Consider the following 16,082-nt stretch of genomic DNA (forward strand, 5'->3'; position numbering starts at 1 on the left):
GATATATCCAATCCTCTCGGCACAAAACAAAGATTTATGACCAAAAGACATTTTCTTATCGCAGCTGTTCTGCTGCTTTCCATTTCCTCTGCCTTTGCCCAAGGCAACGGCTTGTCGGGCATCAACCAAGCCACCAACATGGTAACTTCCTATTTCGACCCAGCCACGAAACTCATCTACGCCATCGGCGCAGTCGTGGGACTTATCGGAGGGGTAAAGGTCTATTCAAAGTTCTCGTCCGGAGATCCCGACACCTCGAAGACCGCCGCGAGCTGGTTCGGAGCCTGTATCTTCCTTATCGTGGCAGCCACCATTTTAAGAAGTTTCTTCCTCTAAGCCTATGGAGACCTATCCCATCAACAAGGGGATCGGTCGCTCGGTAGAGTTTCAGGGACTCAAAAGCCAGTATCTGTTCATTTTCGCCGGAGGGTTGCTTGCCCTTTTCGTGTTGTTTGTCATCCTCTATATGGTGGGTGTCAATCAATGGATCTGTATCGGCTTCGGAGGGATTGCCGCATCCGTTCTGATATGGCAGACCTTCTCCCTGAACAGGAGGTATGGGGAACACGGGCTGATGAAGCGTTCCGCCTTGTACAGCCATCCCCGATACCTTATCAACCGACGACGCATTCCCCGTCTGTTGCGGCACAAGGAACTGCCAAGACGAAAGAGGAAACATCGTAAGAATACTGACAAAAAGAAAAGGAGGACAAAGAATGAGAAACGTACTGAAAGCCACCACGCTGGAGAACCGCTTCCCGTTGCTTGCCGTCGAAGAGGGCTGTATCCTCTCGAAAGACGCCGACATTACGGTCGCCTTTCGGGTCGAGCTTCCCGAACTCTATACGGTGACGAGTGCGGAGTATGCCGCCATCCATTCTTCTTGGGTAAAGGCAATCAAGGTGTTGCCGACCTACAGCGTCGTACACAAGCAGGATTGGTTTGTCAAGGAGGGCTACCGTCCGGACTTGCAAAAGGAGGAGATGAGTTTCCTCTCCCGCAGTTTCGAGCGACACTTCAATGAGCGACCGTTCTTGAATCACGCCTGCTACCTGTTCCTGACCAAGACGACCAAGAACCGCAACCGGCAGCAAAGCAACTTCTCCACCCTCTGCCGGGGGCATATCATCCCCAAGGAGGTGCGGGACAAGGATACTGCCCGCAAGTTCCTCGAAGCGACCGAGCAATTCGAGCGGATTATGAACGAAAGCGGTTTTATTCGCCTCTCTCGCCTGACGGACGAGGAGATTATCGGGACGGCGGAGACACCGGGACTGATTGAGAAGTATTTCTCGCTGTCCCTCTCCGACACGACGGTTTTGGAGGACATCGACCTCAAAGCCGACCAAATGCGTATTGGCGATAAGCGGCTCTGCCTGCATACCCTTTCCGATACGGAAGACCTGCCCGGGCTGGTAGGCACGGATATGCGCTATGAGCGATTATCCACCGACCGAAGCGACTGCCGCCTTTCCTTTGCCGCTCCCGTAGGGCTGTTGCTGCCGTGCAACCATATCTACAACCAGTATGTACTTATTGATGACAGTGCCGAGAACCTGCAACGCTTCGAGAAGAGCGCACGGAATATGCATTCACTCTCTCGTTATAGTCGCTCCAATCAAATCAACAAGCAATGGATTGACGAGTATCTGAACGAGGCGCACAGCTTCGGGCTTACCTCCGTCCGCTGTCATTGCAACGTTTTGGCGTGGAGCGAGGATGAGGAGGAACTCCGCCGTATCCGTAACGACGTGGGCGGTCAGCTGGCTCTGATGGAGTGCAAGCCACGACACAACACGGTGGATGTGCCGACACTCTTTTGGGCGGGTATTCCCGGCAATGAAGCCGATTTTCCTGCCGAAGAGAGTTTCTACACGTTCATCGAACAGGCGGTCTGCTTCTTCAATGAGGAGACCAACTACCGTGATTCGTTGTCACCGTTCGGCATCAAGATGGCAGACCGCAGTGGCAAGCCCATTCATCTCGATATCTCCGACCTGCCGATGAAGAAAGGCATCACCACGAACCGAAACAAATTCATCTTGGGTCCTTCGGGCAGTGGCAAGTCGTTTTTCACCAACCACCTCTTGAGGCAGTATTGGGAGCAGAACACCCATATCGTCTTGGTGGACACGGGAAACAGCTATCAGGGCTTGTGCGAGATGATACGCCACAAGACGCAGGGCGAGGATGGGGTGTACTTCACCTACTCGGATGAGAGCCCCATCAGCTTCAATCCCTTCTATACCACCGACAAGGTGTATGATGTGGAGAAAAGGGAAAGCATCAAGACACTGCTGCTGACCCTTTGGAAGAAGGATAACGAGCCAGCCACCCGTTCGGAGGAGGTCGCCCTTTCCAATGCCGTTTCACTCTTTATCGAGCGTATCAAGACGGACGACGGTCTCGTTCCTTCGTTCAACAGCTTTTACGAGTATCTCACCACCGACTACTCGGCATTGCTCCGTGAGAAAAAGGTCAGGGAAAAGGATTTTGACTTGGCCAATTTTCTCAACGTGCTGGAGCCGTACTACAAAGGTGGCGAATACGACTACCTGCTGAACTCGGACAAGCAGCTCGACCTGTTGAACGCCCGCTTTATCGTCTTCGAAATCGATTCCATAAAGGATCATCCCATCCTTTTCCCCATTACCACCATCATCATTATGGAACTCTTCATCAACAAGATGCGACGTCTGAAGGGAATACGGAAAGTCATCCTTATTGAGGAGGCTTGGAAAGCGATTGCGTCCGCGAATATGGCGGGATATATCAAGTATCTCTACAAGACGGTAAGAAAATTCTTCGGTGAGGCGGTCGTGGTGACGCAGGAGGTGGATGACATCATCTCCTCAGACATTGTCAAGGAGTCCATCATCAACAACTCCGACTGCAAGATACTGCTTGACCAGCGCAAGTACATGAACAAGTTCGACCAGATTCAGGCACTCTTGGGACTGACGGACAAGGAGCGGGGGCAGATACTCTCCATCAACCAGAGCAACGATGCCACACGGTCGTACAAGGAGGTGTGGATCGGACTGGGAGGTGTGCAGTCTGCTGTCTATGCCACCGAAGTTTCGAAAGCCGAATACCTCACCTACACGACGGAGGAGACCGAGAAAATGCGCGTACTTGCCCGTGCCGAGCAACTCGGCGGGAATATGGAGCTTGCCGTCAGGCAGCTCGCCGAAGAAGAGTAATCAATGAATGTTTAACCGCGTAATACAACAAGTCCGAAAAATATGATGTCATATTTCAAGAAAACAGTCGACTGATTTTCAGATTTACTCGACTGATTTTTCCGAGTGGTTCGAACGACATTGTATCTACGCTAAAATCAATTTGAAAAATGAGAAAGAAAATTTTAATGCTTATGGCGTGCGGTTGCCTCTTGGCAGGCAGCGCACACGCCCAGTGGGTGGTCACAGACCCCACCAATCTTGCACAGAGTATCATCAACACGACCAAGGAAATCGTGCAGACCTCCAAGACGGTCAAGAACACGCTTGACAACTTCAAGGAGGTCGAGAAGCTCTACAATGAGAGCAAGAAATACTACGATGCCCTGAAAAAGGTGAACAACCTCGTGCGGGACGCCCAACGGGTAAAGGAGACGATTTTGATGGTCGGAGAAATCTCCGATATCTATGTGAAGAACTACAAGAAGATGCTCTCCGACCCGAACTTCCGACCGGAAGAGCTGGTTGCCATTGCCAACGGCTACACCAAACTGCTCGGAGAAAGCAACAACCTACTCAAGGAACTGAAGCAGGTGGTGAACATCACCACGCTGAAGATGACCGACAAGGAGCGTATGGACGTGGTAGATCGCTGCTACAAGGAAATCAGGGACTACCGCAACCTTGTGCGTTACTACACGAACAAGAACATCTCCGTGAGCTATCTCAGAGCCAAGAAGCAGCAGGATACCGACCGGGTGCTTTCGCTCTATGGAACGGATAACGAAAGGTATTGGTAATCATGGGAGCGGAATTTGAAAACCTGCACCAAGTCCTCCGTTCGCTTTACACGGAGATGATGCCGATGTGTGGTGACATGATAGGTGTCGCCAAAGGCATTGCGGGCTTGGGCGCACTCTTCTATGTGGCACTCCGGGTATGGCAGACGCTTGCCCGTGCCGAACCCATCGACGTCTATCCGTTGCTCCGTCCCTTTGCGCTCGGTCTCTGCATCCTCTTCTTTCCGATGGTCTTGGACACCATCAACGGCGTGCTCAGTCCCGTTGTGCAGGGGACACACAAGATGCTCGAAAAGCAGACTTTCAGCATGGACGAATACCGCAAGTTGCGGGACAAGCTGGAGTACGAGGCGATGGTGAAGAATCCCGAAACAGCCTATCTGGTGAGTAACGAAGAGTTTGACAAGAAACTGGATGAACTCGGTATCTCTCCCTCGGATATGGCGACGATGGCGGGAATGTACGTGGAACGCAGTATGTACAACCTCAAGAAATGGTTCCGCAATATGGTGCGGGAGCTCTTGGAACTGCTTTTCGCCGCTGCCGCCCTGCTCATCGACACGCTTCGGACATTCTTCCTGATTGTCCTCTCCATCTTGGGACCGATAGCCTTTGCCATCTCCGTGTGGGACGGTTTCCAAAGCACCCTCACGCAGTGGTTCACGAGGTATATCTCCATCTATCTGTGGTTGCCTGTAGCGGACTTGTTCAGTTCGATGCTGGCAAAGATTCAGGAACTGATGCTCAAACACGACATCACGCAGTTACAGAATGATCCCACCTATACGATAGATGCTTCGAACGGGGTGTACCTCGTCTTCATGATTATCGGCATCATCGGCTACTTCACCATTCCAACGGTTGCAGGCTGGGTAATACAAGCCGGAGGAGCGGGTAACTACGGTAAAAACGTGAACTATGCGGCAGGAAAGGGTGCCGGTATCGCAGGTGCTGCGGGCGGAGCCGTTGGTGGATTTGCCGGAGGACACGGAAAACAGGTCTTGCATAGTGCGGGACATAAAGCCAAGGAGGTGGCAGGGCAGCTTTTCCGCAGGAGAAGCGGAAATGCTCCCGAATAATAAACAAAAATGAAAAGCAATGGAATTTAAGTCATTAAAGAATATCGAAACAAGTTTCAGGCAGATACGCCTCTTTACCTTGGTCGTCGTCTGCCTGTGTACCGCCCTTGCGGGCTATTCGGTATGGAGTGCCTACTCCTTTGCCGAAGCCCAGAGGCAGAAAATCTATGTGTTGGATGGCGGTAAGTCGCTGATGCTCGCCTTGTCGCAGGATCTGTCGCAGAACAGACCCGCAGAAGCCAAGGAGCATGTGCGCCGCTTCCACGAGTTGTTCTTCACCCTTTCGCCCGATAAGAGTGCCATTGAGGGGAATATCTCCCGTGCGCTGCTCTTGGCGGACAAGAGTGCCTACAATTACTATCGGGATTTCTCCGAGAGAGGGTACTACAACCGTATCGTGGCAGGAAACATCAATCAGGTCGTGCAGGTGGACAGCGTGCTCTGTGACTTCGACCGCTATCCCTACGCGGTACGGACGTATGCCCGGCAGATGATTATCCGTGCCACCAACGTGACCGAGCGCAGTCTCGTGACCGTATGCCGCCTGCTCAATACGAGCCGCAGCGATGACAATCCGAACGGTTTCAATATCGAAGGATTCGAGATTGTGGAGAACAAGGACATCAGTACCCGTAAGCGATGAAAAAGAAAAGTCTGTTCCGAATGATGCAGGAGGGAGCGGAGGCAAGACTCCGCCGCCTGTGCGGACGCATCCCCGCTCACCTGAGGCTGTATGTCGTCCTGACGATGCTTCTTTTCTTCGCTTTCCTTGCCAATTATGTTTTCTTCAGCGGTTTGTTCCGCCTCTTCTCCGACGGAGACTCCGAGGAGGAAACGTTACCGGCAATCGAGCATATAGAAGCTCCTGACGTAAGGCGGCTCTATCCCAAAGACAGTATCAACCTATTAAAGTATTACGATTATGTTCCCATTCAAAAGAAAGACAGCCTCCGATACGAGCACCTCGCCTGAGCTGACGGAGGAAGAGAGACAAAGGCGAAAGAAGTTTATCATTTACCCCCTGATGTTTCTGCTTTTTGCAGGCTCTATGTGGCTCATCTTCGCTCCTTCGGAGAAAGAGGAGGAGAAACAGTCAAAGGGCTTCAATACGGAAGTACCGGATCCGCAAGCCTCGGAACTCATCGGCGACAAGAAGAAAGCCTATGAAAAGGAGATGATGGAACAGAAGGAGCAGGAACGAAGTCGTGCCATGCAAAGCCTCAGTTCCATGTTCGGCGAGATGACAGGAGGGCAACCGGTGCAGAGTTCCGAAGAGTTGGCCTTGAAGACGAATTTGTCGGAAAGAGACAACGGTTTCGGCTCTCGCACTACTGCTCCGCAGGAGGGATTCCATGCTTCGGCTTCCGCTTACCAAGACATCAACCGCACGCTCGGCAGTTTCTATGAGATGCCGAGAGAAGATCCGGAAAAGGAGGAAATGCGTACCCGTTTGAAGGAGTTGGAAAGTCGTATGAGTAATGAACAACAGTCGCCCGCTATAACCGTGAACGACCAGATGGCTCTGCTTGAAAAGTCCTATCAGCTGGCAGCCAAGTATATGCCCGCAGGAGGCAGGGGGCAGTCCGTTCCCGCTGCTCTTCCTTCGACTTCGGGGAGTGAGACGGCTTCCGAAAGGAAAGCGGTCGCAACCACCCGAAACGGGAAGGCGGTAGCCTTTCCCGTTGCCCCCGTGAGCGAACAAGTGGTGTCGGCTCTGGCACAGCCGATGAGCGACTCGACTTTCCGCTCCGAATATGTCAAGGAGAGGAACTACATATTCCATACCGCCATCGGAACAGCCCCGCTGACGGAGAAGAATACCATCTCCGCCTGTGTGCATACCCGGCAGACGGTTACGGACGGGCAAACGGTACGTTTCCGTCTCTTGGAACCGATGCTGGTATCCGGCAAGGAAATCCCTCGGAACACCTCGGTGGTCGGCGTGGCGAAGATACAGGGTGAACGCCTGAACGTACTCATCTCTTCGCTGGAATATCACGGGAACATCATCCCCGTGGAGTTGGCGGTGTACGATACGGACGGACAAGCAGGGATATTCATCCCCGGCTCGATGGAGCGCAGTGCCGCCAAGGAGATTGTCGCAGGAATGGGTACTTCCGCAGGCAGCAGTATGAACTTCTCCACCGATGCGGGCGCACAGCTTGCCGCTGATTTGGGGAAGGGACTGATACAAGGCACTTCGCAGTATTTCTCAAAGAAAATGCGCTCCGTCAAGGTACATCTCAAAGCAGGATACAAGGTATTGATCTACCAACCTGAAAACAAGTAATTCACAGTTATTATTCACCACTTTAATCCAAAGTAAAAATGAGAAGAACAGTTTTAGCCATCGCCCTGATGCTGGGCGCAGTCTGTGCCAACGCACAGGAAACGACTTCAAGCGGAGACCTCTATGAGGGTCTGACCCGCAAAATTGCCTTTGAGCGGATGATACCGCCTCACGGTCTGGAAATCACCTATGACAAGACAGTGCACATCATCTTCCCCTCTACCGTCCGCTATGTCGATTTGGGTTCGCCCAATCTCATTGCGGGAAAGGCGGACGGAGCGGAGAACGTTATCCGTGTGAAAGCGACGGTCAAGGAGTTCCGTGAGGAGACGAATATGAGCGTCATCACGGAGGACGGTGCGTTTTACACATTTAATGTCAAGTATGCTGATGAACCGCTGCTTTTGAACGTGGAGATGACGGACTTCATTCATGACGGTGCGAGCGTAAACCGCCCGAACAACGCGATGGAGGTCTATCTAAAGGAACTCGGCAGCGAGAGTCCAATGCTGGTAAGGCTCATCATGAAGTCCATCCATAAGGAGAACAGGCGTACCGTCAAGCACATCGGCAGCAAGTCCTTCGGCATTCAGTACCTGCTCAAAGGGTTGTACTCGCACAACGGACTGCTGTACTTCCATACGGAACTGCGCAACAAGTCCAATGTACCGTTCGACATCGACTTCATCACGTTCAAGATCGTGGACAAAAAGGTCGCCAAACAGACGGCCATGCAGGAGCAGGTACTGCTTCCGCTGCGTGCCTACAACTATGTTACCTGCGTGGCGGGACAGAAGAGCGGTCGCACGGTATTCACCCTGCAAAAGTTCACCATCCCCGATGACAAGCAGCTCATTGTGGAGATGCACGAGAAGAACGGTGGAAGACACCAGTCTTTCATTGTGGAGAATGAAGACCTTGTGCGTGCAAGGGAAATCAACGAACTCAAAGTGAAGTAGTATGAGAAAGTCTTTGTTTTTCCTGTTTGTCGTGTCGCTTGCCCTCTTTGCAGGGCAGGCGCACGCCCAGCGTTGTCTGCCCAAGATGAAAGGTATACGCCTGACCGCTGGTATGGCGGACGGTTTTTATTCTCCCTCTTCCAAGAATGAAACGGGCTATTCGTTCGGGGCTTCGCTTGCCACCTACACCAAAGGCGGGCATCAATGGGTGCTTGGGGCGGAGTATCTCCGCAGATACCACCCTTATCGGGAGAGCCGTATTCCTGTGGAGCAGTTCACGGGCGAGGGAGGTTTCTTCTCTGGCGTGCTTTCAGACGGAAGTAAAACCTTTTTCCTATCAGCAGGTATTTCCGCCTTGGCGGGCTATGAGACGGTCAATGGTGGAAAGAAACAGCTCTTTGATGGCTCCACACTACATAATAAAGACGGTTTTATTTACGGTGGGGCAATCACCCTACAGGCGGAGACCTATCTGAGTGACCGCCTTGTACTGCTGCTCTACGGCAGGGAACGTTGTCTGTGGGGAGGCTCTACGGGGCGTTTTCATACACAGTACGGTGTCGGACTGAAAATCATGCTGGACTGATGGATGCACGACAGATGAGAGAGATTCCCATTGCGGACTTCCTGAACGCAATGGGGATTCATCCGACTAAACAGAAAGGAAATGCCTTGTGGTATTCCGCTCCGTACCGCATGGAGCGGAGACCCTCCTTCAAGGTTGATATAAATAGAAACGTATGGTTCGACTTTGGCATTGGCAAAGGCGGAGACATCTTTGACTTGGCAGGAGAGTTTATCGGAAGCGAGGATTTCCTCCTGCGGGCGGCATTCATTGCACGGAACGGAGCTTATCCGCTTCCCATAATAGAACATCCACAAAGGAATGAAGAGAAAGAACCCGTCTTCAATGATATTTGGGTGCGACCGTTGCAGGATACCAGACTGCTGGGTTATCTGGAAGAACGAGGAATCAATGCCCACGTTGCCATCCCCAACTGCGAGGAGGTGAGGTATCGTGTACGGGGCAAGCGGTACTATGCCATCGGCTTCCGTAATATGAGTGGAGGACTGGAATTGCGCAACCGTATCTTCAAGGGTTGCATACCGCCCAAAGACATTTCACTGAAGCGCAACGGCTCGGACGTCTGTTCCGTCTTTGAGGGCTTTATGGATTATCTCTCTGCTATGCAATTAGGTATCATCGCTTCGGACTGGCTTGTCCTTAATTCCGTTTCCAACGTGGAGAAGGCGGTGAAAGTCTTGCAGGGCTATGAGAGGATAGAATGCTTCCTCGACAATGACGAGGCGGGGAGAAGGACTTTTCAGAGACTACACGACTGTTTCGGAGAGAGGGTCATCGACCGTTCCTCCCTGTATGCCGACCACAAGGATTTGAATGAGTTTCTGCTTTCCAAGAATGTAGGGAACAATGTATAACGAACAACAAAACGATAATGAACAATGAAAAAGAAAATATTGAATACGATTTGGGTAATGGGAGTGCTTGTCCTCGCCGGGTTTTGTCTATCTGCTTGTAATCACGAGTTGGATATTCAGCAGGCGTACCCCTTCACGGTAGAGACGATGCCGGTGCAGAAGCACATCGTCAAGGGACAGACGGCGGAGATACGCTGTACGCTCAAACGGCAGGGACGGTTTGAAGACGCACGCTATACCATTAGATACTTTCAACCTGATGGAAAGGGACTGCTGAAGATGGACGACGGCACGGTGTTCAAACCCAATGACCGTTACCCTCTTACAAAAGAGGTGTTCAGGCTATACTATACCTCTGCTTCCTCTGACCAGCAGACGATAGATGTGTATGTGGAGGACAATTTCGGACAGACGGAAAAACTCTCGTTTGAGTTTAACAGTCAAAAGGACGAGGAAAAGGAGAAAACGAATGGGGACAAGAAGTAAACTTCTCGTTTTATCGTTCTGCCTTGTTTGCCTATCCTGCTTCCGCCTTTCCGCTCAGGAGGGCGGAAAGGCTCTCTTTTCACTACCGCCGTTCGAGCGTGCCGTTGTCTGCATCAAACACTTCGAGGGCTTACACGGACTCAAGGACGCTCCCTATGTCGGATACGGGCATCAGCTCTTACTGGGCGAACACTTCACGGCAGCAATGACGGAACGGCAGGCGGACTCTATGCTCCGTGTAGACCTGATGAAGCGTCTGATGATATTCAAGGACTACGGCAAGGATGCCCTGCTGCTTGCCGTTCTGTCCTACAACGTTGGAACGGGCAGGTTGCTGGGATATGGTAAACACCCCAAAAGCCAATTGCTGCGAAAGATAGAGTCGGGCGACAGGAATTTCTACCATGAATTTGTCTCTTTCTGCCGATACAAGGGCAAAGTCCTCAGGGGGCTTGTCAAACGACGAAAAGTAGAGTTTGTCCTGTTTTATATACCCTGATTTTCAAATACGCCTCTTGCGATATTTTTATGCTTCGCAAGGGGCGTTTTCCTGTTGTTTTCTTCGCCTTTCTCGCTATGAATGAGTAACTTTGCAAACTTAATAAGAAAAGATAATGATTATATCGCAGAAGACTATTGAAAAGTTGAGAGAGTTAATAAATGAAGAAACAGAATATCGTTCTGGTTCTAAGCTTGTTGCTTTTTTCAATCAATATGGATTTAGAGATGTGTATGGAAATGGCTTTCCCTCAAGATGGATATACACAGAGGAGAAAATACGTGCATTGAATGGAAAGCCCGAATTAGATAGATGTATTAAGGATGTTTTTGCGCCAGTAAATTTTATCGGAAGATTCTCTGAATTAGATTCTTTTATAGCAGACTTCAATCAATACCTCTGTTTTGATGGGTGGAATGTTATACGTAAAGGTCGAGAAATAACTTTTTCAAAAGCAACAGGGGTAGATATTGACAAGGAAAAGGAGAAAGAACGCATCGTAAATAATACGGAAGCAGAATTCCTAAATGCGGAATTTACAGATATTTCAATTGAAAGTCTCCCTATAGACAATTATGTGCTACCCTATATAGCAGCACGTATCAGCGAAATCAAAACTTGTTTATCTGCAAAAGCTGCTTTATCTGTAATATTCCTTTCTGGAAGTACATTAGAGGGTGTTTTGTTGGGATTAGCTCAAAATAATCCAGCAATGTATAATCAAGCTAAATCTGCTCCAAGAGATAACAAAACGGGAAAGATTCGGCCGTTTCATGAATGGACACTTAGTAATCTTATTGACGTATCTTGTGAGGTTGGTTTCCTAAGAGAGGATGTCAAGAAATTCAGTCACTCATTGCGAGATTTTAGAAATTATATTCATCCATTTCAGCAGATGTCAGAGCATTTTTCCCCAGATGAAAATACCGCAAAAATTTGCTTTCAAGTACTGAAGGCCGCATTATTTCAAATAACTCAAAACAAGAAAAGATGAAAACAATTGCTTTTGTTATCGGGAACAATGATTATTTTGAAGGTGCTCAGCTAAAGTGTGCTGTAAATGATGCCTCGGAGATAGCAAAGATCTTTCGTCGTCTTGGGTATGATGTTCGTGAGGAACTAAATATCAAGTCAGAAGATTGCTCACGTATACTAACAGATTTTGAAGATCAGATAAAGGATTACGATGCTTCTATCTTTTACTTTGCAGGACATGGCTTTGAACTTGAAGGCGAAAACTATTTAATACCAATAGACTATCAAATACCCCCTGTAAATAAACATGACGCAAACAGATTCTGCCTTAGGTTAACAGAGGTCTTAGGAATTCTCAAAACACATTCAGGAAAAGTAAATATAGTAATAATAGATGCCTGTAGAAGAACTTTTGATAGAGGAGTTGCAAGTTCTTTTGCACAAGTACAGGCTCCCAAGGGAACTCTTATTGCCTTTTCCACCTCTCCAAACGAAGGAGCGAAAGATGGGAATGGGCAAGATGGTCATAGTGTGTATACAAGTGCCTTATTGCAATATATAGGAAGGGAAACATTATCTGTTGAGAGTCTTTTTAAGAAAGTCAGAAAAACGGTCTATAACCTAACTAATGGAACTCAAACGCCATGGGAACATACGTCTTTAATTGGGGATTTCTTTTTCAATACTGGGCAATTGGTTTATTCGGTAGAAATCCCTTATGATGAAGTTGTCGTTAAAGACTCACTGTTTGATGGAGGCGATGTTTTTGGCAATTTAATCTTGGAACTCCGTTCTTGTGATTGGAATAGACAAAACCCTGCAATGGAAAAGGTTCGCAGAATACCTGCTTCTGACCTCAACAAAATCAACAGTTTATTTTGGGACGCAATTTATACCAAGCTAATGGTTATGCGTGGGAAGTGCAAAGATTTTTTGAAAACCTTGGGAATAACCTATTAAAATACAATAAAGATGGAGAAAATCATGTACTCAATGGTATTCTGTTCGAGATATACTTTGATAGTAAAGGAGATTTTCGGAATGAACTAAAAAGACATAATTTTGACAGAGTGTTTTTTCTTCGGAAAAATCCAATATTTGCAAAATCTTTTGGCTTTATAGGGGATGTTCTCCAACCATATAAAGAACAACTCTTTTATATTCCTACTATTCATGATGAGCCAATTGATATTGACATCAGTGCAGAAGAAAAAAACAACTCAACAATATTTGGAGATGAAACAATTCAAATTATACACAAAGTTAATGTAGAGAATAAAGATATAACGAAAGCTTTCTCTCGCAGATGTGATGATGGCATAAATGAGTTAGGAGTAAAATCTTGTTTGTCTAATTTGCTTACAGCTCCGCAAGATTTGATTCAAATACATAGCAATGTTTCGTTACAGAATATAGCTTTTGCAAAAGAACTGTTTAATGAAGATTTAACTTGGTAATGGCTTTTTGTTACTTTTGAGCCGTCTCAACTCACTGTCAAAAGTAACGAGGTGTTTTCATCGGGGTTTCTTTGCTCCTTTCTTTGTCCGCCCGAAGCTCACGAAAGAAAGGAGCGGTCGGCAAATCTGCCGACCGCATTACTCCATCTGTTTGTCTTGAACGGTTATCCGTCCCATCCTTACATCGGGGTGCGTGGAGAAAGCCCAATTGATTTCCTCATCAGGAAGAGTGCTGTGAATGCTTCCATCCATCACCATTCCGCAATCCTGAATGACCTTTTGCCGTGCATCCTCTCTGCTCTCGGCAACCACTTCAAACACTCCTTCGAAGATGTACTGCGTCCGTATTCTGTAAACTCTCTTCTTCATGTTCTCAAAATTTAGCAATTAGTAATCTGTGTTCCTTTGGTTCTCCATTTGATAACCTGCGCTGGGTAAGCCAAAAATGGTGTGCGCCATAACCGTATGCAAAGAACTTGTCAAGTTCCGTTTCTTCGGCTATCCGCTTGACGGCTGCCCTCAGTTCCTCTTCATTGGCGGATAGAGTAATGGCATTGATTACTCTTACAAGAATATTGGGTATCTCGTCCGCCCAATTACATACGATGCTTTCTATTTCTGCTTTCATATCTGTGATGTTTTGGTGATTGTTGCTTATGCTGTCGCTCTCATTCTCTGCCTTATCAATTTGCGGTTGGCATTGACAAGGCTCACTATCTGCTCGTGATACTCCGTGTTCTTGTTGCACACGCCACGGCTTTGCACGACTTTGAGTGTGTCCAAACTAACTTCAATCGTTTCTATCCGTCTGCCCTCAATGGTCGCCGAAAGGATAAGCGAGTTCTCTTTGAGATAGTAGGCATTGTCGAACACACAATGGTGCATTGCCACACCCTCATCCAAATGTTCCTGCACGCTCTCCAAAACGTGGACTTGGATTGTGCCGTCCGTGAAACGGATACCGAAGAATTTTGATTTGAGTTCGTGAAAACGTTTCTCGTCCTCCATTGCCTTTTTGCGTCTCTTCTCCTTTTCTTCCCTTTCCCTTTGTCTGCGGAGTTCGTGTTGTCTGCGGTCGTGTTCCCTATGCAGGTCGGTGGGGCAAACATACTTCGGACTGTGTATGTCCTTGCCCAATCTGCGGAGCATATCCACATAATCGCACCATATTGAAATGTCCTCTATGTCATAGCCGTTGCGAGTGGCGACTTTATAGGATTGCCAACAAGCGTCAAATGCCCTCGAATTGTCAAGAAAGTATTTCAGATGCTCGGCTCTACCTGCTTTAATCAATGTTTCCGCACGGCTGTCGGACAATAGGGCTGGAATGAGAACAGTTGGTGCGATGTCGTGAAAATCATTCTTAAATCCATTCCTGCGGAATGCTTCCGTTGCCTTGAACTTCGGATATATCGGAGAGTATGATATATGGCGGTAGGCTTCGTTGTCGTTTCTCACTGCCATAGGCGAGCAATAGGAAAAGGTGTCGATGTATCTGCCCAATACTCTCTGAACGGCAACAATCGTCTTTCGTCCTTGTGCGCTCCACCAATACTGACCGATTTCAATAACGTAGGACGTTGGTTTGCATCCTTTCTCCATTTCTGCGGAGAGGAGGAACATTCTTAATACTTGGTACTCTCCACAAGTGGTAAGTATCGTAAAGTATTGCTTCTGTCTTATCTTACGTTCAAAAGTCGTTCGGACTTGCAACTTTGCTCTACAATGAGGGCAAGTGCAATGTTCGGTTGTCTTCTCTATTGTCCAACTATGCCCACAATCCATACACGTGATACGACCTTTGGGAAGTCGGTAGGCGAAATGGTCTATACACTCACGGAATGCCCATTTGCTCTGTGTCTTGGTTATCGGTCGTAGGTTCTTGCTCTCGGCAAGTACTGCTTTCTCGAACTTGTTTCTCGGTTTCATAATCTGTCCTCCTTAATCAGTTATTGCGAAATACATAACCGTCCTTGTACCAAAAGTCCATATCGAAAAGGTCATTGGCATATTTGGAGAAGTCGAAGTAATTCAGTGCAAAATCGGATAACTCATTCTCCATTTTTGCAAGTTCCTCCGCAAAATCCTCCCTGCTTGCATAACTTCCTATGTAGTCCGATTGGAAAGACTTCACAAGGCTGTATGCGTCTTGTGTGAGTTGGGTGTTGTTGCCCTCCACCCATCTCCAAAAGGCTTCTTTCTCCCTGTTGTTCAGTCTATCCAATTCGTCCCGAAGTTCAAAGAAGTTTTCCTTCAAATGCCCCTCGTCAATCAGACCATCGGGGATTTCCTCCCACGCTTGGAACATAAATTCGGGTTCTTCCTCATCCTCGTATATCTCGGCACAACGCTCCATAAAGCCGTCTAAGTCGTAGAAGTCCGAAAGTTCCACCCATTCACCCTGCAATGAGCCGTTGTTGTACTTGGCATAAGTGCCTACATAGATGCGTGCTTCGTTCAAATCCTTTGCTTCCATTTTTCTTTTGTTGTTCAAGGGTTAAAACTCGAATAATGAGGGTTGTGCTATCTGCTGTTCCACCTGCTTCTCCGCTTTTGGTTTCTTGGCGGTCAGTTTGCGGTATTCCTCTGCTTGGTATCGCTCGATAGCCTTTTTCCGTGCTTCTGCTTTTTCCTCCTCTGTAAGTTCGATAGTATGGTTTACCACGACTTGGCAGTTGATGGACTTGCCCACCTCGATGTTATCCTCATCGTAGTAGTGAACGGCAAGGGAATATACCTCCTCATCGGACAGACCTGCACACCCCATTCTTTGGACTTCCGTCAAGATGTAGGTAATGCACTCGTCTATGTTTTTATTCTCCTTGCGGAAACTCTCTGCAAAGAGTTCATCGTATGATGCTCTCGTTTCCAAATAGTTTTGGATAACGTCCTTGAAATGTTCTGTTCCTTTCATT

Annotated in this window: 20 protein-coding genes and 1 pseudogene; 16 read left to right on the plus strand and 5 right to left on the minus strand. The window is 48.2% G+C overall.

Annotated elements, in window-relative coordinates:
• Window positions 1-36: 36 nt before the first annotated feature.
• The 16 genes and pseudogenes from J5A56_RS11265 to J5A56_RS13610 all read left to right on the plus strand — a co-directional run bounded on the left by J5A56_RS11265 (window position 37) and on the right by J5A56_RS13610 (window position 13,167).
• Window positions 37-336 (plus strand): DUF4134 domain-containing protein, encoded by a 300-nt coding sequence (locus J5A56_RS11265; RefSeq protein WP_004332848.1) that lies wholly within the window; start codon window positions 37-39, stop codon window positions 334-336.
• 4 nt (window positions 337-340) lie between these two features.
• Window positions 341-670 (plus strand): annotated as a pseudogene (locus J5A56_RS11270) (DUF4133 domain-containing protein); the annotation flags it as partial.
• A 46-nt stretch (window positions 671-716) separates the two neighbouring features.
• A complete protein-coding gene (locus tag J5A56_RS11275) occupies window positions 717-3,203 on the plus strand; it encodes a TraG family conjugative transposon ATPase (RefSeq protein ID WP_211815518.1) in 2,487 nt (828 codons plus the stop codon).
• A gap of 149 nt (window positions 3,204-3,352) precedes the next feature.
• Window positions 3,353-3,982, plus strand: coding sequence for a DUF4141 domain-containing protein (locus J5A56_RS11280; protein ID WP_004341668.1), 630 nt, complete (start codon window positions 3,353-3,355; stop codon window positions 3,980-3,982).
• 2 nt (window positions 3,983-3,984) lie between these two features.
• Window positions 3,985-5,061 carry a conjugative transposon protein TraJ gene (gene traJ / locus J5A56_RS11285; RefSeq protein ID WP_021670550.1) on the plus strand — a complete coding sequence of 359 codons (1,077 nt, stop codon included), beginning with the start codon at window positions 3,985-3,987 and terminating at the stop codon, window positions 5,059-5,061.
• A 19-nt stretch (window positions 5,062-5,080) separates the two neighbouring features.
• Window positions 5,081-5,704 (plus strand): conjugative transposon protein TraK, encoded by a 624-nt coding sequence (gene traK / locus J5A56_RS11290; RefSeq protein WP_036918453.1) that lies wholly within the window; start codon window positions 5,081-5,083, stop codon window positions 5,702-5,704.
• The gene (locus J5A56_RS11295) at window positions 5,701-6,033 is read left to right on the plus strand and encodes a TraL conjugative transposon family protein (RefSeq protein WP_004341671.1); all 333 of its coding nucleotides are present in this window, start codon (window positions 5,701-5,703) and stop codon (window positions 6,031-6,033) included. Before traK ends, J5A56_RS11295 begins: the two co-directional genes overlap by 4 nt.
• Complete coding sequence (gene traM / locus J5A56_RS11300) at window positions 5,984-7,351, plus strand: conjugative transposon protein TraM (protein ID WP_021670552.1); 1,368 nt, start codon at window positions 5,984-5,986, stop codon at window positions 7,349-7,351. The genes J5A56_RS11295 and traM overlap by 50 nt, the downstream gene beginning before the upstream one ends.
• A gap of 38 nt (window positions 7,352-7,389) precedes the next feature.
• Entirely contained in the window at window positions 7,390-8,310 is a 921-nt protein-coding gene (gene traN / locus J5A56_RS11305) for a conjugative transposon protein TraN (protein ID WP_021670553.1), read from the plus strand.
• Between the two features lies 1 nt (window position 8,311).
• Window positions 8,312-8,896 (plus strand): conjugal transfer protein TraO, encoded by a 585-nt coding sequence (locus tag J5A56_RS11310; RefSeq protein ID WP_021670554.1) that lies wholly within the window; start codon window positions 8,312-8,314, stop codon window positions 8,894-8,896.
• On the plus strand, window positions 8,896-9,750 hold the full coding sequence (locus J5A56_RS11315; RefSeq protein ID WP_021670555.1) for a toprim domain-containing protein: 855 nt from the start codon (window positions 8,896-8,898) through the stop codon (window positions 9,748-9,750). The genes J5A56_RS11310 and J5A56_RS11315 overlap by 1 nt, the downstream gene beginning before the upstream one ends.
• A gap of 24 nt (window positions 9,751-9,774) precedes the next feature.
• Window positions 9,775-10,236, plus strand: coding sequence for a DUF3872 domain-containing protein (locus tag J5A56_RS11320; protein WP_021670556.1), 462 nt, complete (start codon window positions 9,775-9,777; stop codon window positions 10,234-10,236).
• On the plus strand, window positions 10,220-10,735 hold the full coding sequence (locus tag J5A56_RS11325) for a glycoside hydrolase family protein (RefSeq protein ID WP_021670557.1): 516 nt from the start codon (window positions 10,220-10,222) through the stop codon (window positions 10,733-10,735). The genes J5A56_RS11320 and J5A56_RS11325 overlap by 17 nt, the downstream gene beginning before the upstream one ends.
• Before the next feature lie 115 nt (window positions 10,736-10,850).
• Window positions 10,851-11,729 (plus strand): hypothetical protein, encoded by an 879-nt coding sequence (locus J5A56_RS11330; RefSeq protein WP_021670558.1) that lies wholly within the window; start codon window positions 10,851-10,853, stop codon window positions 11,727-11,729.
• Window positions 11,726-12,670 carry a caspase family protein gene (locus J5A56_RS11335; protein WP_249112098.1) on the plus strand — a complete coding sequence of 315 codons (945 nt, stop codon included), beginning with the start codon at window positions 11,726-11,728 and terminating at the stop codon, window positions 12,668-12,670. The genes J5A56_RS11330 and J5A56_RS11335 overlap by 4 nt, the downstream gene beginning before the upstream one ends.
• Entirely contained in the window at window positions 12,631-13,167 is a 537-nt protein-coding gene (locus J5A56_RS13610; protein WP_249112099.1) for a hypothetical protein, read from the plus strand. The genes J5A56_RS11335 and J5A56_RS13610 overlap by 40 nt, the downstream gene beginning before the upstream one ends.
• Before the next feature lie 138 nt (window positions 13,168-13,305).
• On the opposite strand, the gene J5A56_RS11340 is transcribed toward J5A56_RS13610, so the two are convergent.
• Genes J5A56_RS11340 through J5A56_RS11360 form a run of 5 tightly spaced genes read right to left on the minus strand, consistent with a single transcriptional unit; the run spans window position 13,306 to window position 16,081 of the window.
• Window positions 13,306-13,536, minus strand: coding sequence for a hypothetical protein (locus tag J5A56_RS11340; RefSeq protein ID WP_021670560.1), 231 nt, complete (start codon window positions 13,534-13,536; stop codon window positions 13,306-13,308).
• A gap of 4 nt (window positions 13,537-13,540) precedes the next feature.
• Complete coding sequence (locus tag J5A56_RS11345) at window positions 13,541-13,795, minus strand: hypothetical protein (protein WP_021670561.1); 255 nt, start codon at window positions 13,793-13,795, stop codon at window positions 13,541-13,543.
• A gap of 26 nt (window positions 13,796-13,821) precedes the next feature.
• Entirely contained in the window at window positions 13,822-15,096 is a 1,275-nt protein-coding gene (locus J5A56_RS11350) for a PcfJ domain-containing protein (RefSeq protein WP_021670562.1), read from the minus strand.
• A 16-nt stretch (window positions 15,097-15,112) separates the two neighbouring features.
• Complete coding sequence (locus J5A56_RS11355; RefSeq protein WP_021670563.1) at window positions 15,113-15,643, minus strand: antirestriction protein ArdA; 531 nt, start codon at window positions 15,641-15,643, stop codon at window positions 15,113-15,115.
• A 21-nt stretch (window positions 15,644-15,664) separates the two neighbouring features.
• Window positions 15,665-16,081 carry a PcfK-like family protein gene (locus tag J5A56_RS11360; RefSeq protein ID WP_004365304.1) on the minus strand — a complete coding sequence of 139 codons (417 nt, stop codon included), beginning with the start codon at window positions 16,079-16,081 and terminating at the stop codon, window positions 15,665-15,667.
• Window position 16,082 lies beyond the last annotated feature (1 nt).

Source organism: Prevotella melaninogenica, from assembly GCF_018128065.1.
Lineage (GTDB): Bacteria > Bacteroidota > Bacteroidia > Bacteroidales > Bacteroidaceae > Prevotella.

Excerpts from the sequence above, each read along its gene's own strand:
- J5A56_RS11265 (WP_004332848.1), top strand. The coding sequence starts at position 37 with ATGACCAAAAGACATTTTCTTATCGCAGCTGTTCTGCTGCTTTCCATT.
- J5A56_RS11275 (WP_211815518.1), top strand. The coding sequence starts at position 717 with ATGAGAAACGTACTGAAAGCCACCACGCTGGAGAACCGCTTCCCGTTG.
- J5A56_RS11280 (WP_004341668.1), top strand. The coding sequence starts at position 3,353 with ATGAGAAAGAAAATTTTAATGCTTATGGCGTGCGGTTGCCTCTTGGCA.
- traJ (WP_021670550.1), top strand. The coding sequence starts at position 3,985 with ATGGGAGCGGAATTTGAAAACCTGCACCAAGTCCTCCGTTCGCTTTAC.
- traK (WP_036918453.1), top strand. The coding sequence starts at position 5,081 with ATGGAATTTAAGTCATTAAAGAATATCGAAACAAGTTTCAGGCAGATA.
- J5A56_RS11295 (WP_004341671.1), top strand. The coding sequence starts at position 5,701 with ATGAAAAAGAAAAGTCTGTTCCGAATGATGCAGGAGGGAGCGGAGGCA.
- traM (WP_021670552.1), top strand. The coding sequence starts at position 5,984 with ATGTTCCCATTCAAAAGAAAGACAGCCTCCGATACGAGCACCTCGCCT.
- traN (WP_021670553.1), top strand. The coding sequence starts at position 7,390 with ATGAGAAGAACAGTTTTAGCCATCGCCCTGATGCTGGGCGCAGTCTGT.
- J5A56_RS11310 (WP_021670554.1), top strand. The coding sequence starts at position 8,312 with ATGAGAAAGTCTTTGTTTTTCCTGTTTGTCGTGTCGCTTGCCCTCTTT.
- J5A56_RS11315 (WP_021670555.1), top strand. The coding sequence starts at position 8,896 with ATGGATGCACGACAGATGAGAGAGATTCCCATTGCGGACTTCCTGAAC.
- J5A56_RS11320 (WP_021670556.1), top strand. The coding sequence starts at position 9,775 with ATGAAAAAGAAAATATTGAATACGATTTGGGTAATGGGAGTGCTTGTC.
- J5A56_RS11325 (WP_021670557.1), top strand. The coding sequence starts at position 10,220 with ATGGGGACAAGAAGTAAACTTCTCGTTTTATCGTTCTGCCTTGTTTGC.
- J5A56_RS11330 (WP_021670558.1), top strand. The coding sequence starts at position 10,851 with ATGATTATATCGCAGAAGACTATTGAAAAGTTGAGAGAGTTAATAAAT.
- J5A56_RS11335 (WP_249112098.1), top strand. The coding sequence starts at position 11,726 with ATGAAAACAATTGCTTTTGTTATCGGGAACAATGATTATTTTGAAGGT.
- J5A56_RS11340 (WP_021670560.1), bottom strand. The coding sequence starts at position 13,536 with ATGAAGAAGAGAGTTTACAGAATACGGACGCAGTACATCTTCGAAGGA.
- J5A56_RS11345 (WP_021670561.1), bottom strand. The coding sequence starts at position 13,795 with ATGAAAGCAGAAATAGAAAGCATCGTATGTAATTGGGCGGACGAGATA.
- J5A56_RS11350 (WP_021670562.1), bottom strand. The coding sequence starts at position 15,096 with ATGAAACCGAGAAACAAGTTCGAGAAAGCAGTACTTGCCGAGAGCAAG.
- J5A56_RS11355 (WP_021670563.1), bottom strand. The coding sequence starts at position 15,643 with ATGGAAGCAAAGGATTTGAACGAAGCACGCATCTATGTAGGCACTTAT.
- J5A56_RS11360 (WP_004365304.1), bottom strand. The coding sequence starts at position 16,081 with ATGAAAGGAACAGAACATTTCAAGGACGTTATCCAAAACTATTTGGAA.